The following is a 21165-nucleotide window of genomic DNA, read 5'->3' as shown; positions in this document are numbered from 1 at the left end:
AGTTTATCTATTAAATCATTTATCCATTATGTTATTCATGCTTCAAATTATTAAAACGTTAAATCACTTAAGCGCTTTAGGTTATTTTTGCGCTGAGTTACACTCGATAAATTCTATTTACCTACAAACGTTAACTCAGAATAGAGAAATACCATGGATAATATTGAGTGGTCAGATTTTGAAAAAGTACACTTAGCGGTTGGCACCATCATTGACGTTAATGAATTTCCCGAAGCGCGCAAACCCGCTTACAAGTTAACCATTAACTTTGGTGATAAGATTGGTATTAAAAAATCCAGCGCGCAAATCACCCACCATTACACCAGGCAACAGTTAATTGGCAAACAAATCATTGCCGTGGTCAATTTTCCGAATAAACAAATTGGCCCCTTTATGTCTGAATGTCTGGTGACAGGTTTCCATGATGAAAATAATCAGGTTATATTAGCTGTGCCAGACAATATACAAACTAAACCATCTATGTCCGATAAAGTTCTTCACGAAAATACGGTACCCAATGGCACTAAACTCGCATAGCCTATTATAAATAGATTAATCCGACTTTTCTTCGCCTGTATCAATTTTATATTCTGCGCGTCCTTTTGATTCAGCTTCATCATCGTCAGTGACAGACTCTAATTCAAGCGTTAGACCTGAGCTGGTTTTAACCGCTGTGCTTGACGCTTCAGTTGACTCTTTTTGTTGTTCTTCTTTTTTCGTTGACTCTGAACTCGAATTATCGGGCTCCTTAGACTTTACAGGCTTCTGCTCTACTTCTGATTTACCGGCAAGCTTAATCATCAATCGTAAATTATTCGGCGAGTCAGCATTTTTAAGCGCATCTTCAAGTGCAACTTTTCCATCATCCCACAAACGGTAAAGAGCCCGATCAAACGTCTGCATGCCCAAGTTTAACGACTTTTCCATGATCTCTTTAATTTCATGCACATTACCGCGTTTCACCATTTCTTGCACCGTTGGCGAACCCAACAATATTTCAATAGCGGCGCAGCGTTTTCCATCGACTGTGGGCACCAGTCGCTGCGATACAAAAGCTTTTAAGTTTAACGACAGATCATTAAGCAATTGATTACGCCGCTCTTCCGGAAAAAAGTTAATGATGCGATCGAGTGCCTGATTGGCGTTATTGGCGTGTAATGTTGAAATTGCCAGATGACCGGTTTCTGCAAAAGCCAAGGCATGTTCCATAGTTTCCCGATCACGGATCTCGCCAATTAATATAACATCAGGCGCCTGACGTAAGGTGTTCTTAAGCGCCTCATGAAAACTTAAGGTATCCACCCCCACTTCACGTTGATTAACAATACAGCGCTTGTGTCGATGCACAAACTCCACCGGATCTTCAATGGTGATGATATGGCCGCCTTCTTTTGCATTTGAATTGCGATAATCAATCAGCGCTGCCAATGACGTGGACTTACCCGAACCTGTACCGCCAACAAATAAAATTAACCCGCGTTTCTCCATAATGACTTTGGTCAGGACATCGGGCAGCCCCAGATCTTTGTAATTGGGAATTTCCGTTTTAATGTTTCGAATAACCATGGCAATGTCGTTACGTTGCTTAAAGATATTCACTCGAAAACGGCCAACGCCTTTTTCTGAAATTGCCAGATTCATTTCCAACTGACTGTCAAATTCTTTGGCCTGATCCTCACTCATCACTTCCAGCGCAATTTCTTTGATTCGCGCCTGTGTCATAGGATCACGCTCCACAGGCTTAAGTACGCCTTGAAACTTTGCACAGGGGGGCGCGCCGGTACTTAAATAAAGATCGGAACCGTCTTTTACCGCAAGAATTTTCAGGTAATCTTTAAACTGCATAAAGCCGAAGGTATGTTAGTAGAACGTAAAGCTAAGCTTAGAACAGATGACCTGATTGGCAAGTATTACCTGTGAGCAAATGATGGTCATAAATAAGGCAGGTCGGCTGGAACAATAAAAGCTGCTCCAGCCGATGATTGATATTACTTTTTCTTGAGACTACTTTTTCTTGAGACTACTTTTTCTTGAGACTACTTTTTCTTAATATAAACATTACCGGCACTGGTTTGTAATTCCAGCTCAGGTCCGCCACCATTAATGGGGCCTTTCAGTTTATATTTGGCCGAGGTTTCACCATTAACCTCAAAGTCACTGTAAACCTTGCGACCGCGGGCGTATAAATCAACCGCTATACCCTCTGCCAGAAATGCGGTAATGCTACCGCCCGAGGTTGAAATATCGGAATGCCCTTTCGGCTGTTTCGATAAGGTTAGCTCAACACTGCCGCCAGATGTTTTCGCCTCCACCTGGCCGCCTACTTCTTCAATGCGAATGCTACCACCTGAAGTTGCCACATCGGCAGTGCCACTGACCACACCGAGACGAATACTGCCCCCCGATGTCCGACCATGAATGTCTCCGGCGATGTCTCCAATGGACAAGGAGCCGCCACTGGTTCTGACTTTTACATTACCTTTAGCGCCTTCAACACGAATCGAACCGCCTGATGTTCGGCCATCGATTTCGCCTTCTATATTGCCAAAACTTAAGCTGCCACCTGAGGTATCCACTTCAGCGTTGCCCACAAGATCATCGACACGAATCGAGCCACCAGATGTATGCAGATTTAAGTTGTAATGTTTGGGCACCGTAATATCAAAACGCACCCGTCGCGATCCCCAACTGCCCCAGTTGCTGTCTTTTTTATTGCCCTCGATGCTTAAGCCGTTGCTAGTTTCATCAAAAGTCACGTAAAACTCGTCTTCGTCCAAACCTTCAATTTCAATACTGACTTTGATGCTGTTGGATTGATGGGTTTCAACTTCAATCGACCCCATATCGGTGTCCAGCTCCAGCATGCCGCCTTGCTCAACCTCAAAGTTTTTTTCAATTTCGCGATCGGCCCACACTGAATTCGACATCAACGCAAAACATGCGGCTATCAACAATAAACTGTTTTTTTGCCATTTAATCATTGTTTAAACTCCCGTTAATTTTTTATACATCCATTAAGACGCGCCTTAAGGGTCGATGGTTTGAACCTTGGTTTGTAAAGCTTTTTGATAAACCTTCTGACAGATCAACAACGAGACGATGGCATAACCGGCAAGCCCCGCCATAATGCTGGAAACCGAGAGTTGTTCATCGATTAAGGTACCCAGCACAATTGGCGCAACCGCGGTGGATAAAACCATTAGCGCACTGACCATGGCGCGAATACTGCCAAGATGTTTTGTGCCATAGACTTCTGGCCACAATGCACCAATGGTTGGCCCACTCGCACCAACCGAAAGACCGCCCACCAACATAAAGAATGCCCAGCCCCAGAATGCATCCACCTGCAGCATTAACGTGGCTATCGCCAGCGGTAATAAATACAATCGCATCACCCGTTTCGCACCCAGTTTATCCACCAATGCGCCGGTAAACAGAGATCCCAAAGCATGAGTGATGGCATAAAGCGTCATACTGGAAGCCACCCAACTGAGCGACCAGCCTCTTGCTTCAGCCCAGAAAGCCTGATGAAAAAATATGCCGGTGATCAATACCGCAGGCGACAAAATAGCAGGCACCGTAAACCAGAAACGAGGATCGCGAATAACATCGCGCCGCTGCCAATGACGCTTTGGCCTGTTCTGGTCGCTGTTGTTTACTTCAACACTGTTTGCTTCGGCGCTGTTTTCTTGGAGGTTGTTATCTTGGAGATTACTATCCTGGACGTTATTATCTTGTTCAGTATTATCGTCCACCTGTGTCACCGGTTGACTGGCTCGAGGATCGCCAAGACTCCAGAGCAGCAAAGGCACAAAACACAATACCAGCAAAACAGCCAGACCAATCCAGGTTTCACGCCAGCCAAAAGCAGCAATAGTAAATGCTGCCGCCACCGGTAAAATAAATTCACCAATGGGCATTCCCATAGACGCAACACTGATGGCCTTGCCTCGATTTTTGTCAAAATAACGAGCCATGGTGGTAAAGGCGGTGTGCCCCGTTAAGCCCTGCCCACAAAATCGAATCAGTAAAAATCCGGCAAATAGCCAATAGGCATTCAGCGCAAAAGCCAGCACCAATGTGGCAATTAACGTACCGGTAAGCACCCACAGAGTGAAGGTTTTAAGAGAGCTTGTATCAAGCTTTCCGCCAATGATCATTAACGCAAAGCCGCTGATCAAAGTTGCCAGAGAATAGTAGAAGCTGTACTGGGTATGACTTAAGTCAAATGCTTCACGCCAAACGCCACCAAAAACAGAAATGAAAAACGTTTGTCCGTAGTTACCAACAAACACCAGCACCAGACCAAACGACAGAAAGCGCAGATTCTGTTTAATAAACGACCAATAACTCAGCATAAACTTCCCCAATAAATAATGCGCGCATTATAAATCATTCGCACCGGGCTTGTCGTTGTCAGTGACGACAGGATGTTTATGCAAAATAACAAGTCAAAACTTCTAACGAGCTTAACTGGACGTGTTTATCTTTCGCTCTAGAATTATTGGCGTTTTAACGCAGAAAAAACTTTAGCCGCTGGTTGCGCAATGGCTAAATCGACACCGGAGGTTAATGCTGTGGCCTGAGGGTTTATTTCTATTAATGTTGCACCATGGGATTTGGCAATGTGCGCAAAACCGGCAGCGGGATACACCTGACTGGAAGTACCAACGGATAAAAACAGATCCGCTTTTTGCGCGGCCTGTTCAGCATAGCTCAACACATTCTCATCCAGCGATTCACCAAACCAGACGACTCCGGGGCGTAAATAATGCTCTTTGCATTGTGGGCATAAACTCAGTTCGGCACTGGAGTCGGCATTAGCGGATTGGTAATCACAGCATTCACCGTTGCATCGATTTACGGTTATATTGCCATGCAGCTCGGCAACCTGCTGACTGCCGGCGCGGTGGTGTAAACCATCAACGTTTTGCGTGATCAGTGACAATGAGAAACGCTCTGCCAGCTTAGCCAACATATTATGGGTTGCGTTGGGTGTCGCCTGCTCAATTTGTTGACGCCGCCACTGATACCATTGCCAGACGGTCTCGGGATCCTTGGCAAAGCCTTCCGGACTGGCCAGAGTGACCGGATCGTATTTCGCCCAGAGACTGTTTTGCTTACCCCGAAAGGTATCAATCCCGCTATCAGCAGACACACCCGCACCGGTCATCACGACGATATGTTGTGCTTGCTCAAGAGCCCGCGCTAATGATTCAACTTGCTTATCCGTTAATTGGCTTGATTTTAAATTATCCGACATTGATCGACTCATCATTAATTTACAAGGTTTTGCTGTATTCACCTAAATTCGCAAAATCGTTCATTTTATCTACAATCAATAATAGTAGTCTGCCATACCCTTGTTATCCCTAAAAATATATATCGTGACGAGCAAAGTTTTAAGGTACCAATTTAATGGGCAAACCATGCCCTTAATAAAGTACCCGTAAGCAATCATTCGATAACTGAGCAGACCTGAACATTGACATACTTCAGGATAAAACGACTGGAGTCAGCAAAAAACTTTAGGACAAGGTTTCAAACCATGAACTTTTTTAAACGCAGTTTAAGTAATCGTATTTTAGGCATTATTGTTGCAGCGCTTATTATTATCACTTTCGCGTCGCAATTTATCATCGGCAAGCTCAGTCACAGTGTCGATCAATACAATCAACTTATCAGTGAATCAGTGGATTACGAACGGTCCTCATCTGAACTGGTCACACTATTTAAAATTCAAGTTCAAGAATGGAAGAATGTCTTATTAAGAGGTCATAAACAGTCCGACCTTGATAAATACTGGGGAAAATTTACCGAGCGTCATCAGGAGATACAAGCCAAAGCCAAGTCACTTCAAAATCGACTACCGAATGGAACAGCAAAAAACATTATCAGTGATTTTATCGACACTCATTCTCAATTAGTGACTCAATACCGACAAGGTTACGATGCTTTTATCAACAGTAATTTCGATCCAAAAGCAGGAGACAATGCTGTAAGAGGTATTGATCGGGCACCAACCGATTCATTAAGCGAAGCCGCCGATATATTGGCCGAGTCGGTAAAAACTCATTCTCAGACAGCCACCGAGCGAGCCGAATCGGTGGTGTCTTTTGCGATTCCCAGTATATTAATCATTGCGGCAATTCTTATTGGCCTGCTATATCTGGTGCTGGTTCATCAATTCAAACGCCCCATTGATGCCTTGCTGATACACATTGAACGATTTGGTCAAGGCGATTTTTCTCAACCGATTAAAGCCACTTCAATTGACGAACTGGGCCGCATGCGTCAGCAACTGGGTAATGCTCAGGAATTTTTACGCAGCTTTATGACGCAAATCAAATCGGCATCAGAGCAGCTGACGAAAAATGCGGACACAGTGAACACCACATCCGCTACTATCGCAGAAGGCACGGAGTCAACTACCTCCCGTTTGGAGCAAACCGCGACAGCCGTTACCGAAATGACTTCCACCGTTCAGGAAGTTGCACAAAATGCCACAGGTGCAGCAACGTCCGCTTCAAACGCAGACGCCAGTGCTCAGAAAGGCCGTGAGGTCATGCAGAATACCATTACCACCATCAACGCCCTATCACAGGAAGTCACCAGTGCCTCCGATGTGATCCGGAAACTGGAAGAAGACACCAGCAGCGTCGGCACCGTGCTCGATGTGATCCGCGGCATTGCCGAACAAACCAATTTACTGGCGTTAAACGCAGCCATAGAAGCGGCAAGAGCTGGCGAACAAGGCCGAGGATTTGCAGTAGTGGCCGACGAAGTAAGAAATCTGGCGCAGCGCACTCAGGAGTCCACCTCCGAAATTCAACAAATCATTGAAAATGTACAAACCGGAGCCAAAGACGCTGTAGTTGCGATGGTGCAAGGCAGTGAATCTACCGCCACCTGTGTCGAACAAGCCAATGCAGCGGGTTCATCACTGGATGAAATTACCGGTGCCGTCAATGAAATACATATGATGAATTCTCAAATTGCCACCGCCGCCGAAGAGCAAACAACCGTGTCGGAAGATATCAGTAAGAACATTAATGAAATATCCGAATCCACCAATGAAATTCATGGCAATGTAAGAAAGTTTAATCAGTTGGCGTCCTCGCTGGCAGAAATGGCCGAAGAACTGAATTCAATCACCGCAAGAGTGACGGTTTAATCAAAAATATTACTTGGTGATGCTCTAAGCCCTCTATAAGGCAGCCTGTTTTATAGAGGGCTATACATTAACGCTTATCCAATTATCATCCTTCCAAACACTTCTTCTTGCCACTAGATCGACTCTTCTGATGACAAGCTCTTTCCAATTCTAGCAAATATGGCTTCCCACACTCTGCGACATGGTGTTATAGTTTACTACCACACTATTACAAATAATATAAATACATCCATGGAGAGTCCCCGTGAAAGCTATATTTTTCAATAAAGACAATCAATTAAGAAATGGCTGGTGGATAATGATCTTTATTATTCTTACCGCATTAACGTCATTGGTTTACACACCTATATCAAAGGGCCTCCAACAGTTGGGCTTCAAAGTTGAATGGCTTGGATTTTTATCAGTTATGTTTATTTTGCTGGTTAGCTGGATTTGTACTCGACTGATGAAAAAGCCTTTGTCGAGTATTGGATTATCGATTAACAGGCGCTGGTTTACATTGCTCGCAGTAGGTATTTTACTGGGTGGATTGGGCGTGTTGTTAACCGTAACATTGATTTGGAGTGTTGGCGGTGTCACTTTCTCCATCAATCCAGCTATTAACGGAGCAATGATCGCTTTAGGTATTTATATGGTTGCAACAACAGCCCTTTACGAAGAACTATTGTTTCGAGGTTTTTTATTCCAACGTCTGATGAAGGGTATTGGAGTTTTTGCCGCTCAGGGATTACTGGCCATTTTATTTGCGGTTGGCCACTGGGGCAATCCGGGGATGGATGGTGTGACACAATGGATCGCTTCCATAGACTTAGCACTGGCCGCAATTCTGTTTGGACTTGCATATATACGCACGCAGTCACTGGCCCTTCCTATTGGGCTTCACTTTGGCTGGAACTGGTTTTTAGGTCAAGTGATGGGATTTGGCGTCAGTGGAATAGAGCAACAAAGCATATTAACTGCATCAACCTTATCCACTCCCAATTGGTTAACCGGTGGTAGCTTTGGCCCTGAAGGCAGCATTTTTGCAGTCATCGTCGATCTATTATTTGTATTTATTCTTTGGCGTTGGAAACATTGGGGGCTTAAGCCAGCTTTAACCAATGACTTATCCACACCAGACAGTGAACTCCCAAAACCTGTACTCTAGTGGATAGTTAATCAAAAACAAACGGTGAGAAATTACCGCTCTAACAATAAATGGTAGATGGTTCGTTCCACCAAAACAAAATCTACCGGTTTTGTTAAAAAAGCATCAAACCCTAATGACTGACTTTGTTCCTTGAGTTGCTCTGATCCATCAGCGGTTAGAGCAACAACCGGAGTGGTGACACCCAGCTCTCGAACCTTTTTAATTAACTCCCGTCCATTAATATCTGGCAAGCCCATATCCATAAAAATAAAATCAAACGTATCATGCTTCAATTTAGTTAATGCATCGTTACCATTGATAGCACCAACCACCTGTCCGGCCTGCTTTTTCTTTAACCAGGCATTCAATACCATAAAGTTGGTTTTATTGTCTTCAATATATAAAAACTGAAACGGCTCCAGGGAGCCAATACTAATAACTTTTTCCTGTTCAGGAGTAGCGACCTTTGTTTTATCATCAAGTAAGGGCAATTCAATAATAAATTCACTGCCCTTATTTTCAACTGACTCAAACGTTAATGTACCTTCCATTAAGTGAATCAGACGACTCGCCAAAGATAAACCAATGCCGCTGCCTTCAATATCGCTGTGTTCAAAACTGAGACGGTGAAACGGCAAAAACACTTTGTCTTTATATTCTGGCGCAATTCCGACTCCGGTATCTTTTACACTGATCGTGACACAGTTATTACTGACTTTTGTTTCAACAAATACGCGACCATTTTCTTTATTGTATTTTATCGAGTTACTGATTAAGTTATTTAAAGCTTGTTGCAACCGCTTTGCATCGGCATGAACCTGACTGTTTTGAGTGGCATCCACATCGACTGTAAGCTCAATGCTGTTTCGACCAAACTCTTTATCGAATAACTTTAGACTGCTGTAAATCAAATCATTTAATTTAATGGAATGACGGCTAATGGATAATTCGCCCATTTCTGATTTTGACATAAGCAGCAAATCTTCTATCAAAAACACCAAAAACTTACCGGCCTTTTCTATATCTTCCAGTTGCTCAATATGCTCTTCTTTCAAATCCTCCATTTTTAACAGCTGAACCTGACCAAGAATGGCATTAAGTGGCGTTCTTAACTCATGACTGACTTTGGACAAGAGCTCTGATTTGGCATCGCTTTCTTTTTCGGCGGATATTTTATCCGTTAATGCCAACTGCGCATCTTTATGGTAATGAACTATTTTCTCTTTTGCGTCTTCAAACTTATCGAACAGTAATTGCAATTCTTCAAACGCCTGAACATTTTGCTGTCGCTCAGACTCATTTATATCGGTTAAGCTTAACCTTGAAAACTTTGATAATAAGGATTGTATTGGGCGATTTGAGTAATAAGCCAATAACTGCGCAATTAGCAGCGTTGCCAAAATAACCATCAATGCCAATATCATTAATCGACGAAATGAAATACTCATCTGATTAATAAAGGTTTGTCGATCATTTAAAAAATAGACCTGCCAATTTTGCCGGGTAACTGTATTGGCAAATGAATAAAGTTTATCAGTCACACCCAAGTCAACAACATATTCAAGATGTTTATCTTCTTGAATAACGGGCTTAATAACTTGCAAAAAATCAAGTTGCAGTTCCGGGCTTGAAAAAATCACCCGATCATTATTATCCAGTACCAACACACTGCTGGATAAAACATCTGGCATATAGAGCAATAAATCCAGTTGATATAAATTCAAGGATCCTTCTACAATGCCGACAAAATTATTATCTTCATCCAATAATGGAGCACTAATGGCAACAATGGGATCGTTACCAAAACCACGTCCCATAAACACATCCGAAATAAAGGGGCGTAAATTTTTCTTAGGCTCTATAAAGTATTCGCGATCACTGACAGCCGTGCCTTTTGCAATTAAATTTTTGGGGCTTGAAAATTGCAATTGACCAGTTTCGTCCGCAATTAACATGGTCAAAAAGCCATCATAAACACTGTGATATTGCAGTAACTTTGTTTGTAATGATTCTCTGGACAGTTGCCAGGGATTTTCCATTAACCGCGCCAAAGCTAGCATGGCTTGTCGATAAGATGATAAAAAGTCATCAATGGTGTAGCGGGCAATTGATGCGAATGATTGATTATTTTGTTTTACTTGCTCAACAGCCTGCTGCTCAATATTTTCTTTCAAAACAAAGAACAACGAAAAAATGGGTAATAACAGAATGGCCATCAGCACATCTTTTATAAAACTTTGCAGTGTTGCCTTTTTATCAAGTTCATCCCCTAACCAACGTTTAATCGGCATCAAAACCATAATATTGGCAATTAATACATTTAGCACCCCATTAATTGGCTGCTTCAGTAATATAATTGTGCCTATCGTCTCAAGTGGAATTCCCGCAACGTAAATTAAAATGGCAGCAACAGGTATACCGATCAACATCCAGTAAATTAAATTGGTATAAAACAAGTTCCAGCCTTTGCGATAGCCAAAGTAAAGCGCAAAAAACTCCATTAAATAAAGTGAAGTATTCTGGATCGATTGCCACTGCCAGCTGAGATTCACCAAAATCATTAAAAGAGTGATTAAAGCAAAACGTAACGGCAAAAGACGCATTGCTACAAATGCGATAGCAGGGGAAAGCAAGAACTCGATGGGATCAATTAATGGTAAGGTGCAATAATTAAGGGCTATCCCAAAAAGCCCTAATATTAAGGCGACCAAAAAGTTTTTCAAAAGGCTATACAAGCTATTTAAATGTTAATTCAAATAGCTTAGCAAATAACCTCTTAATTGCCAGAAATCAGCCTAACTAATCAGAAAGTTAATTAGGGCATCGAATCAGAAGGCTCATTACACAAGAAAGCGGCTTTAAACCTTTATAGGAGCCATATCAAAAATAGCGAGCGAAGGTGAGACAAGGTAAATTTTGACGAGAAAGCACCGTTTACACGCAGTAAATGAGCATTTTGAGTCGAAATTTAACGCCGTATCATCAAGTGCAACATTTTTGAAAGGGCTTTTACCCATTCGACTGATTGGCACAAAAGTCAGCCACACTGCTTAAGGCAATAATACAAGCCTGTTGTTTATCGCCCATATCAGCACAGTTTTCAACAGACCATTGGCTAAAGTCAGCAATTTTATTACCGGTTGATGAATCACTGCAGAAATCCTCACCCAGTGGTGCCTGTTGCAAACATTGATTCACAAATACATTGTGCGCTACCTGACAGGTCATATCGCTGCATTGTTTTACTCGTAACTTGGCGGCATTAATGCAGGCGAAACTGTCGCCCTGCTGAGCAACATCCGAGGCTTGCTCAAACGCTTGCTCTACCTGCTGATTAATGACAGCTTCATTATTGCTCCACCACCAGTAACCAGCACCTATGGCACCACCAATCACAATAACGATGATGGATAATACAATCAGTAATACTTTCATCGAGTAAACTCCTTTTTGGAAATACGTGTTAAATTTGGTCGCTGTCTATTACTGACCTATCACTGTGGATATCGACTTTTTAGTCCCAGATACACTTGTTGACGAAACTCCGGATCAGTGATGTCCAGTTCATTGAGTACTTCAATCAGATGTTCGTTGTCTTCTTTACCGTGCCATACTTTTATGTAGCTGCCGTCTTTATATCCGTGATCCTGACGAAAGAAGTTTAAGGTATTTTTACCGACGTAACTGCGGTACAACTCGGCAAAGTCCATATCAATTTGTCGCATGCAACCAATAAAGGCCTGAGCGTCAAAGCCGTGCATGGTTAACGCTGAGGCTGCTAGCATTTCAAGTGTTTCAGGAAAATTAGCGCCCTGCTTCGCCTGCGACATTTCTTCCGCCAGTTGCGCAGCAATCACCGTGTAATCATCAACGCCATTAATGCGGCAACTTAGTCCAAAATGAAAAATATCCACAAGCTCCAGTTTTACCTGTTCCAGATCAGGCGATTGATGTTTCCACCATTTCCAGCCGTAATGATCGAGCATTTCGCCGCACTCAATCCAGATGGCCCGATACCATTCAAAGTTCTTTTTAAACCAGTCCGGGTGTACTTTTTTATTCATGGCATCCTGCATTTCCAGCATGGTTGCCAATGGTGTGATCAACGCTTGAGTGTGCTCGGTCATAATATCTTTCTCGATTAGTTAAACGTGTAATTCAGTACCAAGGAAGCAAAGTCGATCCCCGGATTAGGTTGTGCCAGATAACCATTAGAATAATGGTTATAACGTAACGCCACATGCCATGGAGAGTTCTGCGATTGCCAGCCTAACGCAAACTGCATAACAAAGTTAACATGTTCCGCCCTTTTTACTTCTTCAAATGTTTTTTCATCCAGATAGGCTGCACCAAGAGCGGCCTCATAAAACAGGCCGGACTTTTTTTCTGGCTGAAAGAAAAACTGTAATGTGGGCTTAACGGCCCAGATAGTCATTTGCTGGGAGCGCCCCTCAAAACGGCTCGATAACTGGTGCCATTCGTAATCAATAAACCAATGACCTTCGCGAAACAACCCTTCGCCAAACAGCCCCCCGTCAAACAAACCAAGACGCAATTGACTGTGAATATCCTGACGAAAACCAAAACCCCGAACACTAGCACCGGAAATATCCCCAGACTGAATAAGCGTATCATCCATGCCAGAACCGCCAGTTACATAGACGCCATTATTTGCCGAAAGCGTTCCACTTATCGACAAGGTTAAAACAACGCCGATAATTCCCGTTAGTTTTTTTAGACTTACTTTTATTAAACTCACTTTTTCCCTCGTGATTTCATAATGGTTTCGTAGGCGCTTTTAATTTCCTGCGTTTTTTCTGTCGCCACCTTGATCATTTCTTCGGGCAATCCTTTTGCCACCAGCTTATCGGGGTGATGCTGTGACATCAGTCGGCGGTAGGCGGTTTTCACCGCTTTATCATTGGCGGAAGATTCTATCCCCAGCACCTGATAGGCCTTTGGTAAATTATCTTTTGGCGTATGCGGCTGTTGATAGCCCGAGCCCTTAGCCCGGTAACCGGATTGTTGTTGATGAAAATACTGCTGCGCCTGAACCATCATTAATAATTGCTCAAGCATAATTTTTGAAAAGCCCAATTTGCGAGCGATCTCTTGCAGCAGTTGTCGCTCTACCTCATGCATGGTTCCATCGGCGTAAGCGGCCTGAATTTGAATTTCCAGAAACATTTGTTTCAGATTTTTTTGTCGACCACAAATGTCGGCGAATTGATCCAGCGCGCCACGCCAGTCAAAGCCGTCTTCTTTACCCTGCTGAAACAAATCAATGGCCGATTGACGCAGCGTTTGATCCAGCCCCATTCGCGTCATCACCTGTTTCGCGGTTTCTATTTCATTTTCACTGACACGGCCATCGGCTTTTGCCATTCGCCCCATCAATGTAAAGGTTGCGGTAAAAAACGCCGCTTGAATTTTTTCCTGCTCCGATGCCGACAATGGCTCAAAATTTTGATCCAGTCCTTTATCAAAACTGTGACCGAGCATGGCACCCAGCGCCGCCCCTAACGGGCCGCCCAGTCCAAATCCTAATGCTCCGCAGATTACTTTGCCCCACCAGGCCATATCACTCTCTCTTAAACAATAATTTATTCAAACGATTTGTGGTTCAACTCTTTAATGAAACATCCAGTTAATGAACCATCAAGTTAATGAATCATCAAGCTGCGCCAGTCGCTCTGGCGTACCAACATCGACCCATTTGCCGGTATAGACTTCGGCCGTGATGCGTTGATTATCGGCTTCTTGTCGCAATACCGATCCCAGCGCATAACTTTTGCTGCTATTTTTTTCAAGCTGGCTACTATTTTTTTCAAACTGATTAAGCGATTGTTTATGCCAATTTTCTGATTCAATTCGCTGTTTATTAATAAAATATTCCGGATTGTAAATACCGAGTCCTGCGTAGGTATATGATGCTTGCTCGGTATTTATCAACAGGCCATAATCAGCAACATCATTATTGGACAAGCTATTGGTATTGGTACCATTTATACAGTTTGACGGTACCAGATCAAAGTCACCCTGTGCTTTAAAACCTGGCTTAGGCACCAATACCAGATGCGCCACATCCGGCTGCCAGTGCAACAATTGCTGAAACGGGTAGTCGGTATAGATATCACCATTAACCAGCAAGAACGGTGAATCTCCCAACAAAGGCAACGCATGGCTAATGGCACCACCGGTTTCCAGAGGTGTTCCTTCGCGGGAATATTCAATAGCAACACCAAACCGGGAACCGTCACCTAATGTGGCTTCGATCTGCTCGCCAAGATACGCAGTGTTGATCACAATGTCGGTTATTCCTGCCTGTTGCAGCCGTTCAATGTGATATTGAATTAATGGCTTGCCGCCAACGTTTAACAGCGGCTTGGGTGTGGTATGGGTCAGTGGCTGCATGCGTTTGCCATAACCAGCGGCGAGTATAAAGGCTTTCATTCAAAGCTTGTCCACATCATATTGTGCTGCTCTAAGTAAGGTTTCAGGCGACTTTCAAACCAGTTTAGGTATTGCTCAAATTCCGGGTATTGTTGTAACGCTTCAACAATATAACCCAAGGTCAAGGGGATATCGGCCAGATAACCTGCTTTACCATCGCGATGGTAAAGTCGGCAAAAGATTCCGGCCACTTTGATGTGACGCTGCATGCCCATCCAGTCAAAATCCTGAACCAGATCACGTGTTTTAACCGCGTCTGCAAGCTCGATTGACTTTGATTGCGTCTCTTTGTGCTGCAACGACTTTTGTTCCAGCTGCGACTGATAATACGCCAGCCACTGCAGCTGACGATCTCGTGGCCAGCGTATGTAACAATCTTTCAGCAAACTGACCAAGTCGTAAGTGACCGCCCCTTCCACAGCGTCCTGATAGTCAATAATACCGGGGGAGTGTTGCGGTAAAATCATTAAATTTCGGGAGTGGTAATCTCGATGCACCGCCACCTGTGGTTGGCTCAGTGCTGACCCGGATAAGCAATCAAACCATTGATCCAGCAGTTGATGATCGGCTGCTTCAAGAGGCATTTGCAAATGCTGCTGTAAAAACCACTCACGAAACAGTTCCATTTCACGATGCAACTGTGCCTTATCGTAAGGCGGCAATTCCGATTGGCGGTTTAAACAACCCAGTTGCAGATCGATTAGCGCATCAATTGCTGCGTGATACAGTTCATCGGCAGACAAATCATTCAGTGCCGGTAAATACAATGCATCGCCCAGATCCGACAACAGCATAAACCCCTGCTGATGATCCGCATGCAGCACCTGGGGAACCGATAGTCCGGCTTTGTCCAGCAATTCGCTCACCTTAACAAAAGCCTCAATAGGCTCTTTGTCAGGTGGTGAGTCCACCGCCACCACCGAGGTTAAAGACTGACCATTGAGACGCACCTGATGTTTTTGGAGGTTGCATGGCAGACGAAAATAACGCCTGAAACTGGCATCACCGCTGACCACCGACAGCTCTTCTAAGGGCTGCTGTAACTGTTCTGCGGCCCACTGGGTCAACGCCTGTAATCGAGGATCATTCATATAATTCTGAGTTTCTATCCCACTAACTGTCTGTTTTGTTTTATTATGCGCGAGTCTGATAACTTTAGCGTCGCCCGAGTCATTATTGTCAGGGTCGATTAAGGTTTAATCATCATTACCACTGAACACTGTTTAATTATCAATATATAAATATCATTTAGGACAAGCGTTGATCGTACCTTTAGCCGCACACACAATTGCCACTCACTGTTTTCGCCAAATGCTGGTCGCAATTCGCCAGGCTTTTGTTATCAATCGCAAAGCGGCGACTATATTCAAAGTGGCAACTATATTATTGTTGCTTGCTGGCACTTCAAGCCAATCATTGCTGGCAGCTTCGCCATCATCGACATCTACACAACAAGCCTCCAAATCCGAGCAAACTCAATCCGGATCTGCGGATAATAAACAGACCCTCAACAAATCGCAAAACCAATCCGAACTATTTCAATCAGACTTTGCGGAATCATTCTGGCAAAGTCGACAGTTTATCCTACCCAAGGCCTGCCCGTCGCTCACTCAGACTTCAATCAATGGAAAACATTCCACAAACGAAGGTTCCGCATTCGAAAATCACCCGATAAAATCATCCTCTAATACTGACGATACCCGTAAGGATATTAGTCCTGGTTCGCTGTTTGTCAGCGACAGTGCCAATTTCAGGATATCCGCGGATCAGGCAAAAGGCATCGATCGCAATACCATTGAATTAACCGGCGATGTACAAATGCTCAGCCCAACCATGCGACTGGCCGCCGGGCAATTGCAGTTTGATCAGTCCAATAGTGACTTTACAGCTCATCAGGATATTTTGCTGGAAACCGACACGGCCCTGTTTGCTGCAGAAACCATAGAAGGCAACAACCAAACTCAGGATGCCGCACTGAACAATAGCCAATACCGAATCAAAAACAGTGGTGCCAACGGCGACGCCAAGCAAATTACCGTCAGTGGCGCAGAAACCCTGTCACTGCAACAGTTATCATTTTCCACCTGCCCGGCGGGTGATAATAGCTGGCGAATACACGCCGATGAGTTGTCGCTCGATACCGAATCTGGCTGGGGCGAAGCCGATAATATGATTTTAACCATTGCCGATATTCCGGTGCTTTATCTGCCCTGGTTGAAATTTCCTATTGATGATCAACGACACAGCGGTATTTTGCCGCCAACGTTCAGTGACAACAGTCGCAATGGTCTGGATATATCAGTGCCTGTTTACTGGAACATTGCGCCAAATTACGACGCGACTATTACTCCGCGTTATCTGGAGCAGCGCGGCACTCAACTGGGCGCAGAGTTTCGATACCTGTCGGATCATCACCAGGGACAACAAACCCTCGCTTATTTAAACGATCGTCAGGTCGAAAGCGAGCTTCAAACAGGTGATCCCAATCAAAGCCTTTACCCCGCCGACGCCAATATCGATTCAACACGCTGGTTTTATCAGGTGGATCATTTAAGTCAGTTTACCGAGCACTGGCGATTTAAAGTGCAAGCCGCTGGCGTCAGTGATCGCTACTATTTTCAGGATCTTGGCACCGATTTGGCCAGCAGTGGTGCCGGCTTTAGTGACACTAACTTGCAACAGTTAAGTCGTCATGGGCAACTGGAATACTTTTCACCGCAATTGCAAACCAGTCTCAGCTGGCTGCGTTACCAGCCTTTAACCTTGCAAAGCGAGCCCTACCGTCAGCAGCCACAATGGTTGCTTAACTGGCAAGCGACTCCCGCGGGCCAGCCTTTGCAATGGCAGCTCAACACCCAGTATACCCAGTTTGAGTCGGCCGATCCTTCGGCGCTTGAGGCGGAGCGAAGCATTGCGCAGAGCCGATTAAGCTATCGATTATCCGCGCCCTGGGGCTATCTGGAACCTGCGGTTAAGCTGCACCATGCCCGCTATCAACAAACGGATCCCATGCAGCTCAATCCGGAGACTGATCACAGTGTGAACACCACTACCAGCAGTCTCGACAGTGGGCTGATTTTTGAACGAACTCTGGAAAATGGTGCACAAACCATCGAGCCTCGGCTATTTTTACTGCATACGCCCTATCAGGATCAATCGGACATTGGCCTGTTTGACACCCGACTGCCTGACTTTCGATTCTCACAATTATTTCGCGACAACCGGTTTAGCGGCTACGATCGCATCGGTGATACCGAACAGGCCTCCTTTGCCATCACCAGTCGTTTATTCAGCGGCCCACAGCAGCAAGAAGTGTTGCGTTACTCCATTGGCCGCAGTTATTACTTTGCCGATCGCAAAGTGACCCTGTTGCCCAATGACATCATTGATACCCGACAACACTCGAATATTCTCTCGGAACTGGTGTGGCACCCACTTGAAGATTTATCGGTGTACGCCGATATCGGATTTAATACCGAACGAAATGAAACCGAACAGGGCAATATAGGTCTGAGCTATGAACCTAACGATGATTTTATGGTCAATGTCAGTCACCGCTTTAACGATTCCAGCAGTGGATATCAGGAACAGTCCGATATAGGTTTTATTGTGCCCATGTCGGATCAATGGCGATTGATTGGTCGCTGGCATTATGACTTGATCAATAAGCGCAGTCTTGAGACGCTGGCCGGGTTCGAGTACGAATCCTGCTGCTGGTCGATACGAATTGTGTCACGCCGCCATTTAAGCGCGCGTCTGGACCAAAATGGCGGTATAATCGCCGGCCAGTCGGAGCCATTTAATCAAGATTTGCTGCTGCAATTTGTATTTAAGGGTATTGGCGGCGGTGGCCGCGAACAACTTAAGTCTCTGCTTACGGGCAGTCGCTAATCAACATTTATTCGATTGCGGATGAAATTCGGTTCGGCAAAGTATCGGTTCAGCAAAACATCGGTTTAACAAAGTATCGATCAAGCAGAGCCATTAATTTAACGCAATCAAGCAGTCAAACAAGTAAGACGAAGACGGAAGTATTCATGAAAAAATGCACAACACTGATCGCCGCTCTTGTATTGAGCAGTATTTCTTTTCAAAGCAACGCTGCTCAGGAGCTGGATCAAACCATCGCCATTGTCGAGCAAGATGTGATCCTGGAAAGCGAATTAAAACGTCGCATGAAAGCCATTGCTCGTCAGTTGAAAGAAAAAAATCAGCCCATGCCGCCCATGGAAATTTTGCAGGAGCAGGTTCTTGACCGCATGATTGTTGATTCACTGCAATTGCAAATGGCCAATCGAGCGGGTGTTCGCATCAGTGAGCAGGAGTTGAATGCAGCATTGGCAGATATCGCCAAAAACAACAATATGACCATTGAGCAGTTACGTCAGTCGATGATCAAAGACGATGTGAACTGGGAACTGTTTCGCGAGGATTTGCGCAATGAAATTAAAGTAGCTCGGGTCCGCAATGGCCAGGTTTCTCGCCGCATTAATATCAGCGAACGCGAAATCGACAATCTGGTTAAATTGATCGATGCCGAAGGCGCACAGAATGTGCAATATCATCTGGGGCATATTTTAATCCCAATTAAAGACTCTGGTGATCAAGCGTCTATTCAGGAAGCGCGCGAAAAAGTTCAGGATCTGATCAGACAGTTACGTAACGGTGCCGACTTTTCCGGTCTGGCAATACGACATTCGGCAGGTCAGGAAGCACTGCAAGGTGGTGACTTTGGCTGGCGTCCGGCACCACAATTACCAACCTTGTTTGCCGGTCCGGCTAAAAATCTTGAAATTGGTGGCATCAGCGATCCTCTGCGCAGTGGCAGTGGCTTCCATATCATCAAACTGCTGGATAAAAAGGGCGAGTTAAAACACATTGTTCAACAGGTAGATGCCCGTCATATTTTATTAATGCCTAACGCTATCCGTGATGAAGCAGCGTCGAAGGCACTTATTGAAAATTTGCATCAACAATTAAAAGACGGCGCCGACTTTGCCGAGTTAGCGAAAGAGCATTCCGACGACAAAGGATCAGCTCGTGAAGGAGGCAAATTGGGCTGGAGCAAACCGGATAAATTTGTTGGTCCATTTAAAGAAGCAGTGGAAACATTACCTCTGAACCAAATCAGTGAACCAATTAAAACTCAATTTGGCTGGCACATCGTTGAAGTATTGGGCCGACGTGACGCCGATCAGACCGATGAATTAAAACGGGATCGTGCCGCACGCATTTTACAGTCGCGTAAATTCGACGAAGAAGTTGAAAGCTGGCTGCGTGAAATGCGCGATACCTCTTACGTAGAAGTTCTTATTTCCAACGACGAGAAATAACGGAACCTATTCAGCAGTGACCAACCAACGCCCAACCATCGTCATAACCAGTGGTGAGCCCTCGGGCGTTGGTATTGAAGTGACCCTGAAAGCATTACAACAGGCGCACGATGCCAACATAGTGGTGCTCGGTGACGCTCACTGGATAAGTGACGTTAACCAACAAGGGCAACTGGGCAACACGATAACTGTCATTGAAGACCTGTCACAACTGCAGGCCCATCAACCTGGGCAGATTCAAGTACTTCACAGCGAATTATCAGAACCCGCCACGCTCGGTCAGCCGAGCCCTCAGAACGCCGAATATGTTATCAATCTGCTGCAACAGGCGCACAACTTAGCGTATAACAAACAGATTGATGCCATTGTTACCGCTCCTGTGCATAAGGGCATTATCAATGATGCCAACATCCCTTTTACCGGCCACACTGAATTTTTCGCCCAACAAAGCCAATGTGACAAAGTGGTAATGATGCTCGCCAGTGATGTGATGAACGTAGCTCTGGTTACCACTCACTTACCGCTGAACAAGGTTGCAGGTGCAATCGATCAGGCGACCCTGCATCAGGTGCTGGATATTATTGTTGATGGTCTACAGCAGTTAAATATCAAACAGCCCAATATCAAAGTTCTGGGTCTAAACCCTCATGCTGGTGAACAGGGGCATCTGGGCACTGAGGAGCTGACGACTATAATACCGGCTCTTAACGCCTACAAAACAAAGCAGGCCGTGATCACAGGTCCTTATCCGGCCGATACGGCTTTTTCAAAAGCCAACCTGGCAGATACAGATTTATTTTTGGCCATGTATCACGATCAAGGCTTACCGGTGATCAAATACGCCAGTTTCGGCGAGTGTGCCAATGTAACATTAGGGCTTCCCTACATTCGTACCTCGGTGGATCACGGCACAGCGCTTGATATTGCTAAAGATTTTAATGCTTCCGGCAGCAGCATGGATTACGCCATTCGATTTGCGCTGCAATCGATCCAGCGCAATCATTAACAAATGAGACTTTAAGCGAATCAATACTGGAAGCCATTTCAAAAATATTTCGATGGCTAATTCGATTCTA

At 44.7% G+C, this 21165-nt stretch carries 17 protein-coding genes; 6 read left to right on the top strand and 11 right to left on the bottom strand.

All coding sequences use genetic code 11. From position 1 onward, the window contains the following. The first annotated feature begins 153 nt into the window (after positions 1-153). Positions 154-537 carry a tRNA-binding protein gene (locus C8D97_RS03175; protein WP_109761890.1) on the top strand — a complete coding sequence of 128 codons (384 nt, stop codon included), beginning with the start codon at positions 154-156 and terminating at the stop codon, positions 535-537. Between the two features lie 15 nt (positions 538-552). Here the strand turns inward: C8D97_RS03175 and C8D97_RS03170 are convergent, their stop codons facing one another. The 4 genes from C8D97_RS03170 to C8D97_RS03155 all read right to left on the bottom strand — a co-directional run bounded on the left by C8D97_RS03170 (position 553) and on the right by C8D97_RS03155 (position 5263). Beyond that, entirely contained in the window at positions 553-1845 is a 1293-nt protein-coding gene (locus C8D97_RS03170) for a PilT/PilU family type 4a pilus ATPase (RefSeq protein WP_109761889.1), read from the bottom strand. Between the two features lie 191 nt (positions 1846-2036). After that, positions 2037-2981, bottom strand: coding sequence for a DUF4097 family beta strand repeat-containing protein (locus tag C8D97_RS03165; RefSeq protein WP_109761888.1), 945 nt, complete (start codon positions 2979-2981; stop codon positions 2037-2039). 45 nt (positions 2982-3026) lie between these two features. Continuing rightward, positions 3027-4358 (bottom strand): MFS transporter, encoded by a 1332-nt coding sequence (locus tag C8D97_RS03160; RefSeq protein ID WP_109761887.1) that lies wholly within the window; start codon positions 4356-4358, stop codon positions 3027-3029. A gap of 143 nt (positions 4359-4501) precedes the next feature. Then, entirely contained in the window at positions 4502-5263 is a 762-nt protein-coding gene (locus C8D97_RS03155) for an SIR2 family NAD-dependent protein deacylase (protein WP_109761886.1), read from the bottom strand. Positions 5264-5548: 285 nt separating this feature from the next. Between C8D97_RS03155 and C8D97_RS03150 the strand changes: the two genes are divergently transcribed. Together C8D97_RS03150 and C8D97_RS03145 are read left to right on the top strand one after the other, a co-directional pair. Next, on the top strand, positions 5549-7174 hold the full coding sequence (locus C8D97_RS03150; RefSeq protein ID WP_109761885.1) for a methyl-accepting chemotaxis protein: 1626 nt from the start codon (positions 5549-5551) through the stop codon (positions 7172-7174). A 244-nt stretch (positions 7175-7418) separates the two neighbouring features. Beyond that, positions 7419-8321 (top strand): CPBP family intramembrane glutamic endopeptidase, encoded by a 903-nt coding sequence (locus C8D97_RS03145; RefSeq protein WP_109761884.1) that lies wholly within the window; start codon positions 7419-7421, stop codon positions 8319-8321. Between the two features lie 32 nt (positions 8322-8353). Here C8D97_RS03145 and C8D97_RS03140 read toward each other — a convergent pair whose 3' ends face one another. From C8D97_RS03140 to C8D97_RS03110, 7 genes are all read right to left on the bottom strand, one after another. Then, the gene (locus tag C8D97_RS03140; protein WP_170115118.1) at positions 8354-10855 is read right to left on the bottom strand and encodes an ATP-binding protein; all 2502 of its coding nucleotides are present in this window, start codon (positions 10853-10855) and stop codon (positions 8354-8356) included. Positions 10856-11312: 457 nt separating this feature from the next. Continuing rightward, on the bottom strand, positions 11313-11738 hold the full coding sequence (locus tag C8D97_RS03135; RefSeq protein WP_109761882.1) for a hypothetical protein: 426 nt from the start codon (positions 11736-11738) through the stop codon (positions 11313-11315). A gap of 59 nt (positions 11739-11797) precedes the next feature. Further along, positions 11798-12430, bottom strand: coding sequence for a dUTP diphosphatase (locus C8D97_RS03130; RefSeq protein ID WP_109761881.1), 633 nt, complete (start codon positions 12428-12430; stop codon positions 11798-11800). Positions 12431-12444: 14 nt separating this feature from the next. Beyond that, positions 12445-13062, bottom strand: a complete 618-nt coding sequence (locus C8D97_RS03125; RefSeq protein WP_109761880.1) for an acyloxyacyl hydrolase — start codon at positions 13060-13062, stop codon at positions 12445-12447. Further along, positions 13059-13883 carry a co-chaperone DjlA gene (djlA, locus tag C8D97_RS03120; RefSeq protein WP_109761879.1) on the bottom strand — a complete coding sequence of 275 codons (825 nt, stop codon included), beginning with the start codon at positions 13881-13883 and terminating at the stop codon, positions 13059-13061. The genes C8D97_RS03125 and djlA overlap by 4 nt, the downstream gene beginning before the upstream one ends. A gap of 78 nt (positions 13884-13961) precedes the next feature. After that, positions 13962-14756 carry a nucleotidyltransferase family protein gene (locus C8D97_RS03115; RefSeq protein WP_109761878.1) on the bottom strand — a complete coding sequence of 265 codons (795 nt, stop codon included), beginning with the start codon at positions 14754-14756 and terminating at the stop codon, positions 13962-13964. Further along, on the bottom strand, positions 14753-15847 hold the full coding sequence (locus C8D97_RS03110; RefSeq protein ID WP_109761877.1) for an aminoglycoside phosphotransferase family protein: 1095 nt from the start codon (positions 15845-15847) through the stop codon (positions 14753-14755). Before C8D97_RS03110 ends, C8D97_RS03115 begins: the two co-directional genes overlap by 4 nt. A 169-nt stretch (positions 15848-16016) precedes the next feature. On the opposite strand from C8D97_RS03110, the gene C8D97_RS03105 reads away from it, so the two are divergent. From C8D97_RS03105 to pdxA, 3 genes are all read left to right on the top strand, one after another. Beyond that, complete coding sequence (locus tag C8D97_RS03105) at positions 16017-18647, top strand: LPS-assembly protein LptD (RefSeq protein WP_146196065.1); 2631 nt, start codon at positions 16017-16019, stop codon at positions 18645-18647. A 146-nt stretch (positions 18648-18793) separates the two neighbouring features. Next, positions 18794-20089: a peptidylprolyl isomerase SurA gene (surA, locus tag C8D97_RS03100; protein WP_109761875.1), complete on the top strand. Its 1296-nt coding sequence runs from the start codon at positions 18794-18796 to the stop codon at positions 20087-20089. Positions 20090-20105: 16 nt separating this feature from the next. Then, complete coding sequence (pdxA, locus tag C8D97_RS03095; protein ID WP_245411385.1) at positions 20106-21095, top strand: 4-hydroxythreonine-4-phosphate dehydrogenase PdxA; 990 nt, start codon at positions 20106-20108, stop codon at positions 21093-21095. Positions 21096-21165 lie beyond the last annotated feature (70 nt).

Source organism: Pleionea mediterranea, assembly GCF_003148745.1.
GTDB classification, from domain to species: Bacteria; Pseudomonadota; Gammaproteobacteria; order Enterobacterales; family Kangiellaceae; genus Pleionea; species Pleionea mediterranea.
Note: the sequence above shows the minus strand (reverse complement) of the source record. Positions and strands in the feature narration are given on the sequence as shown.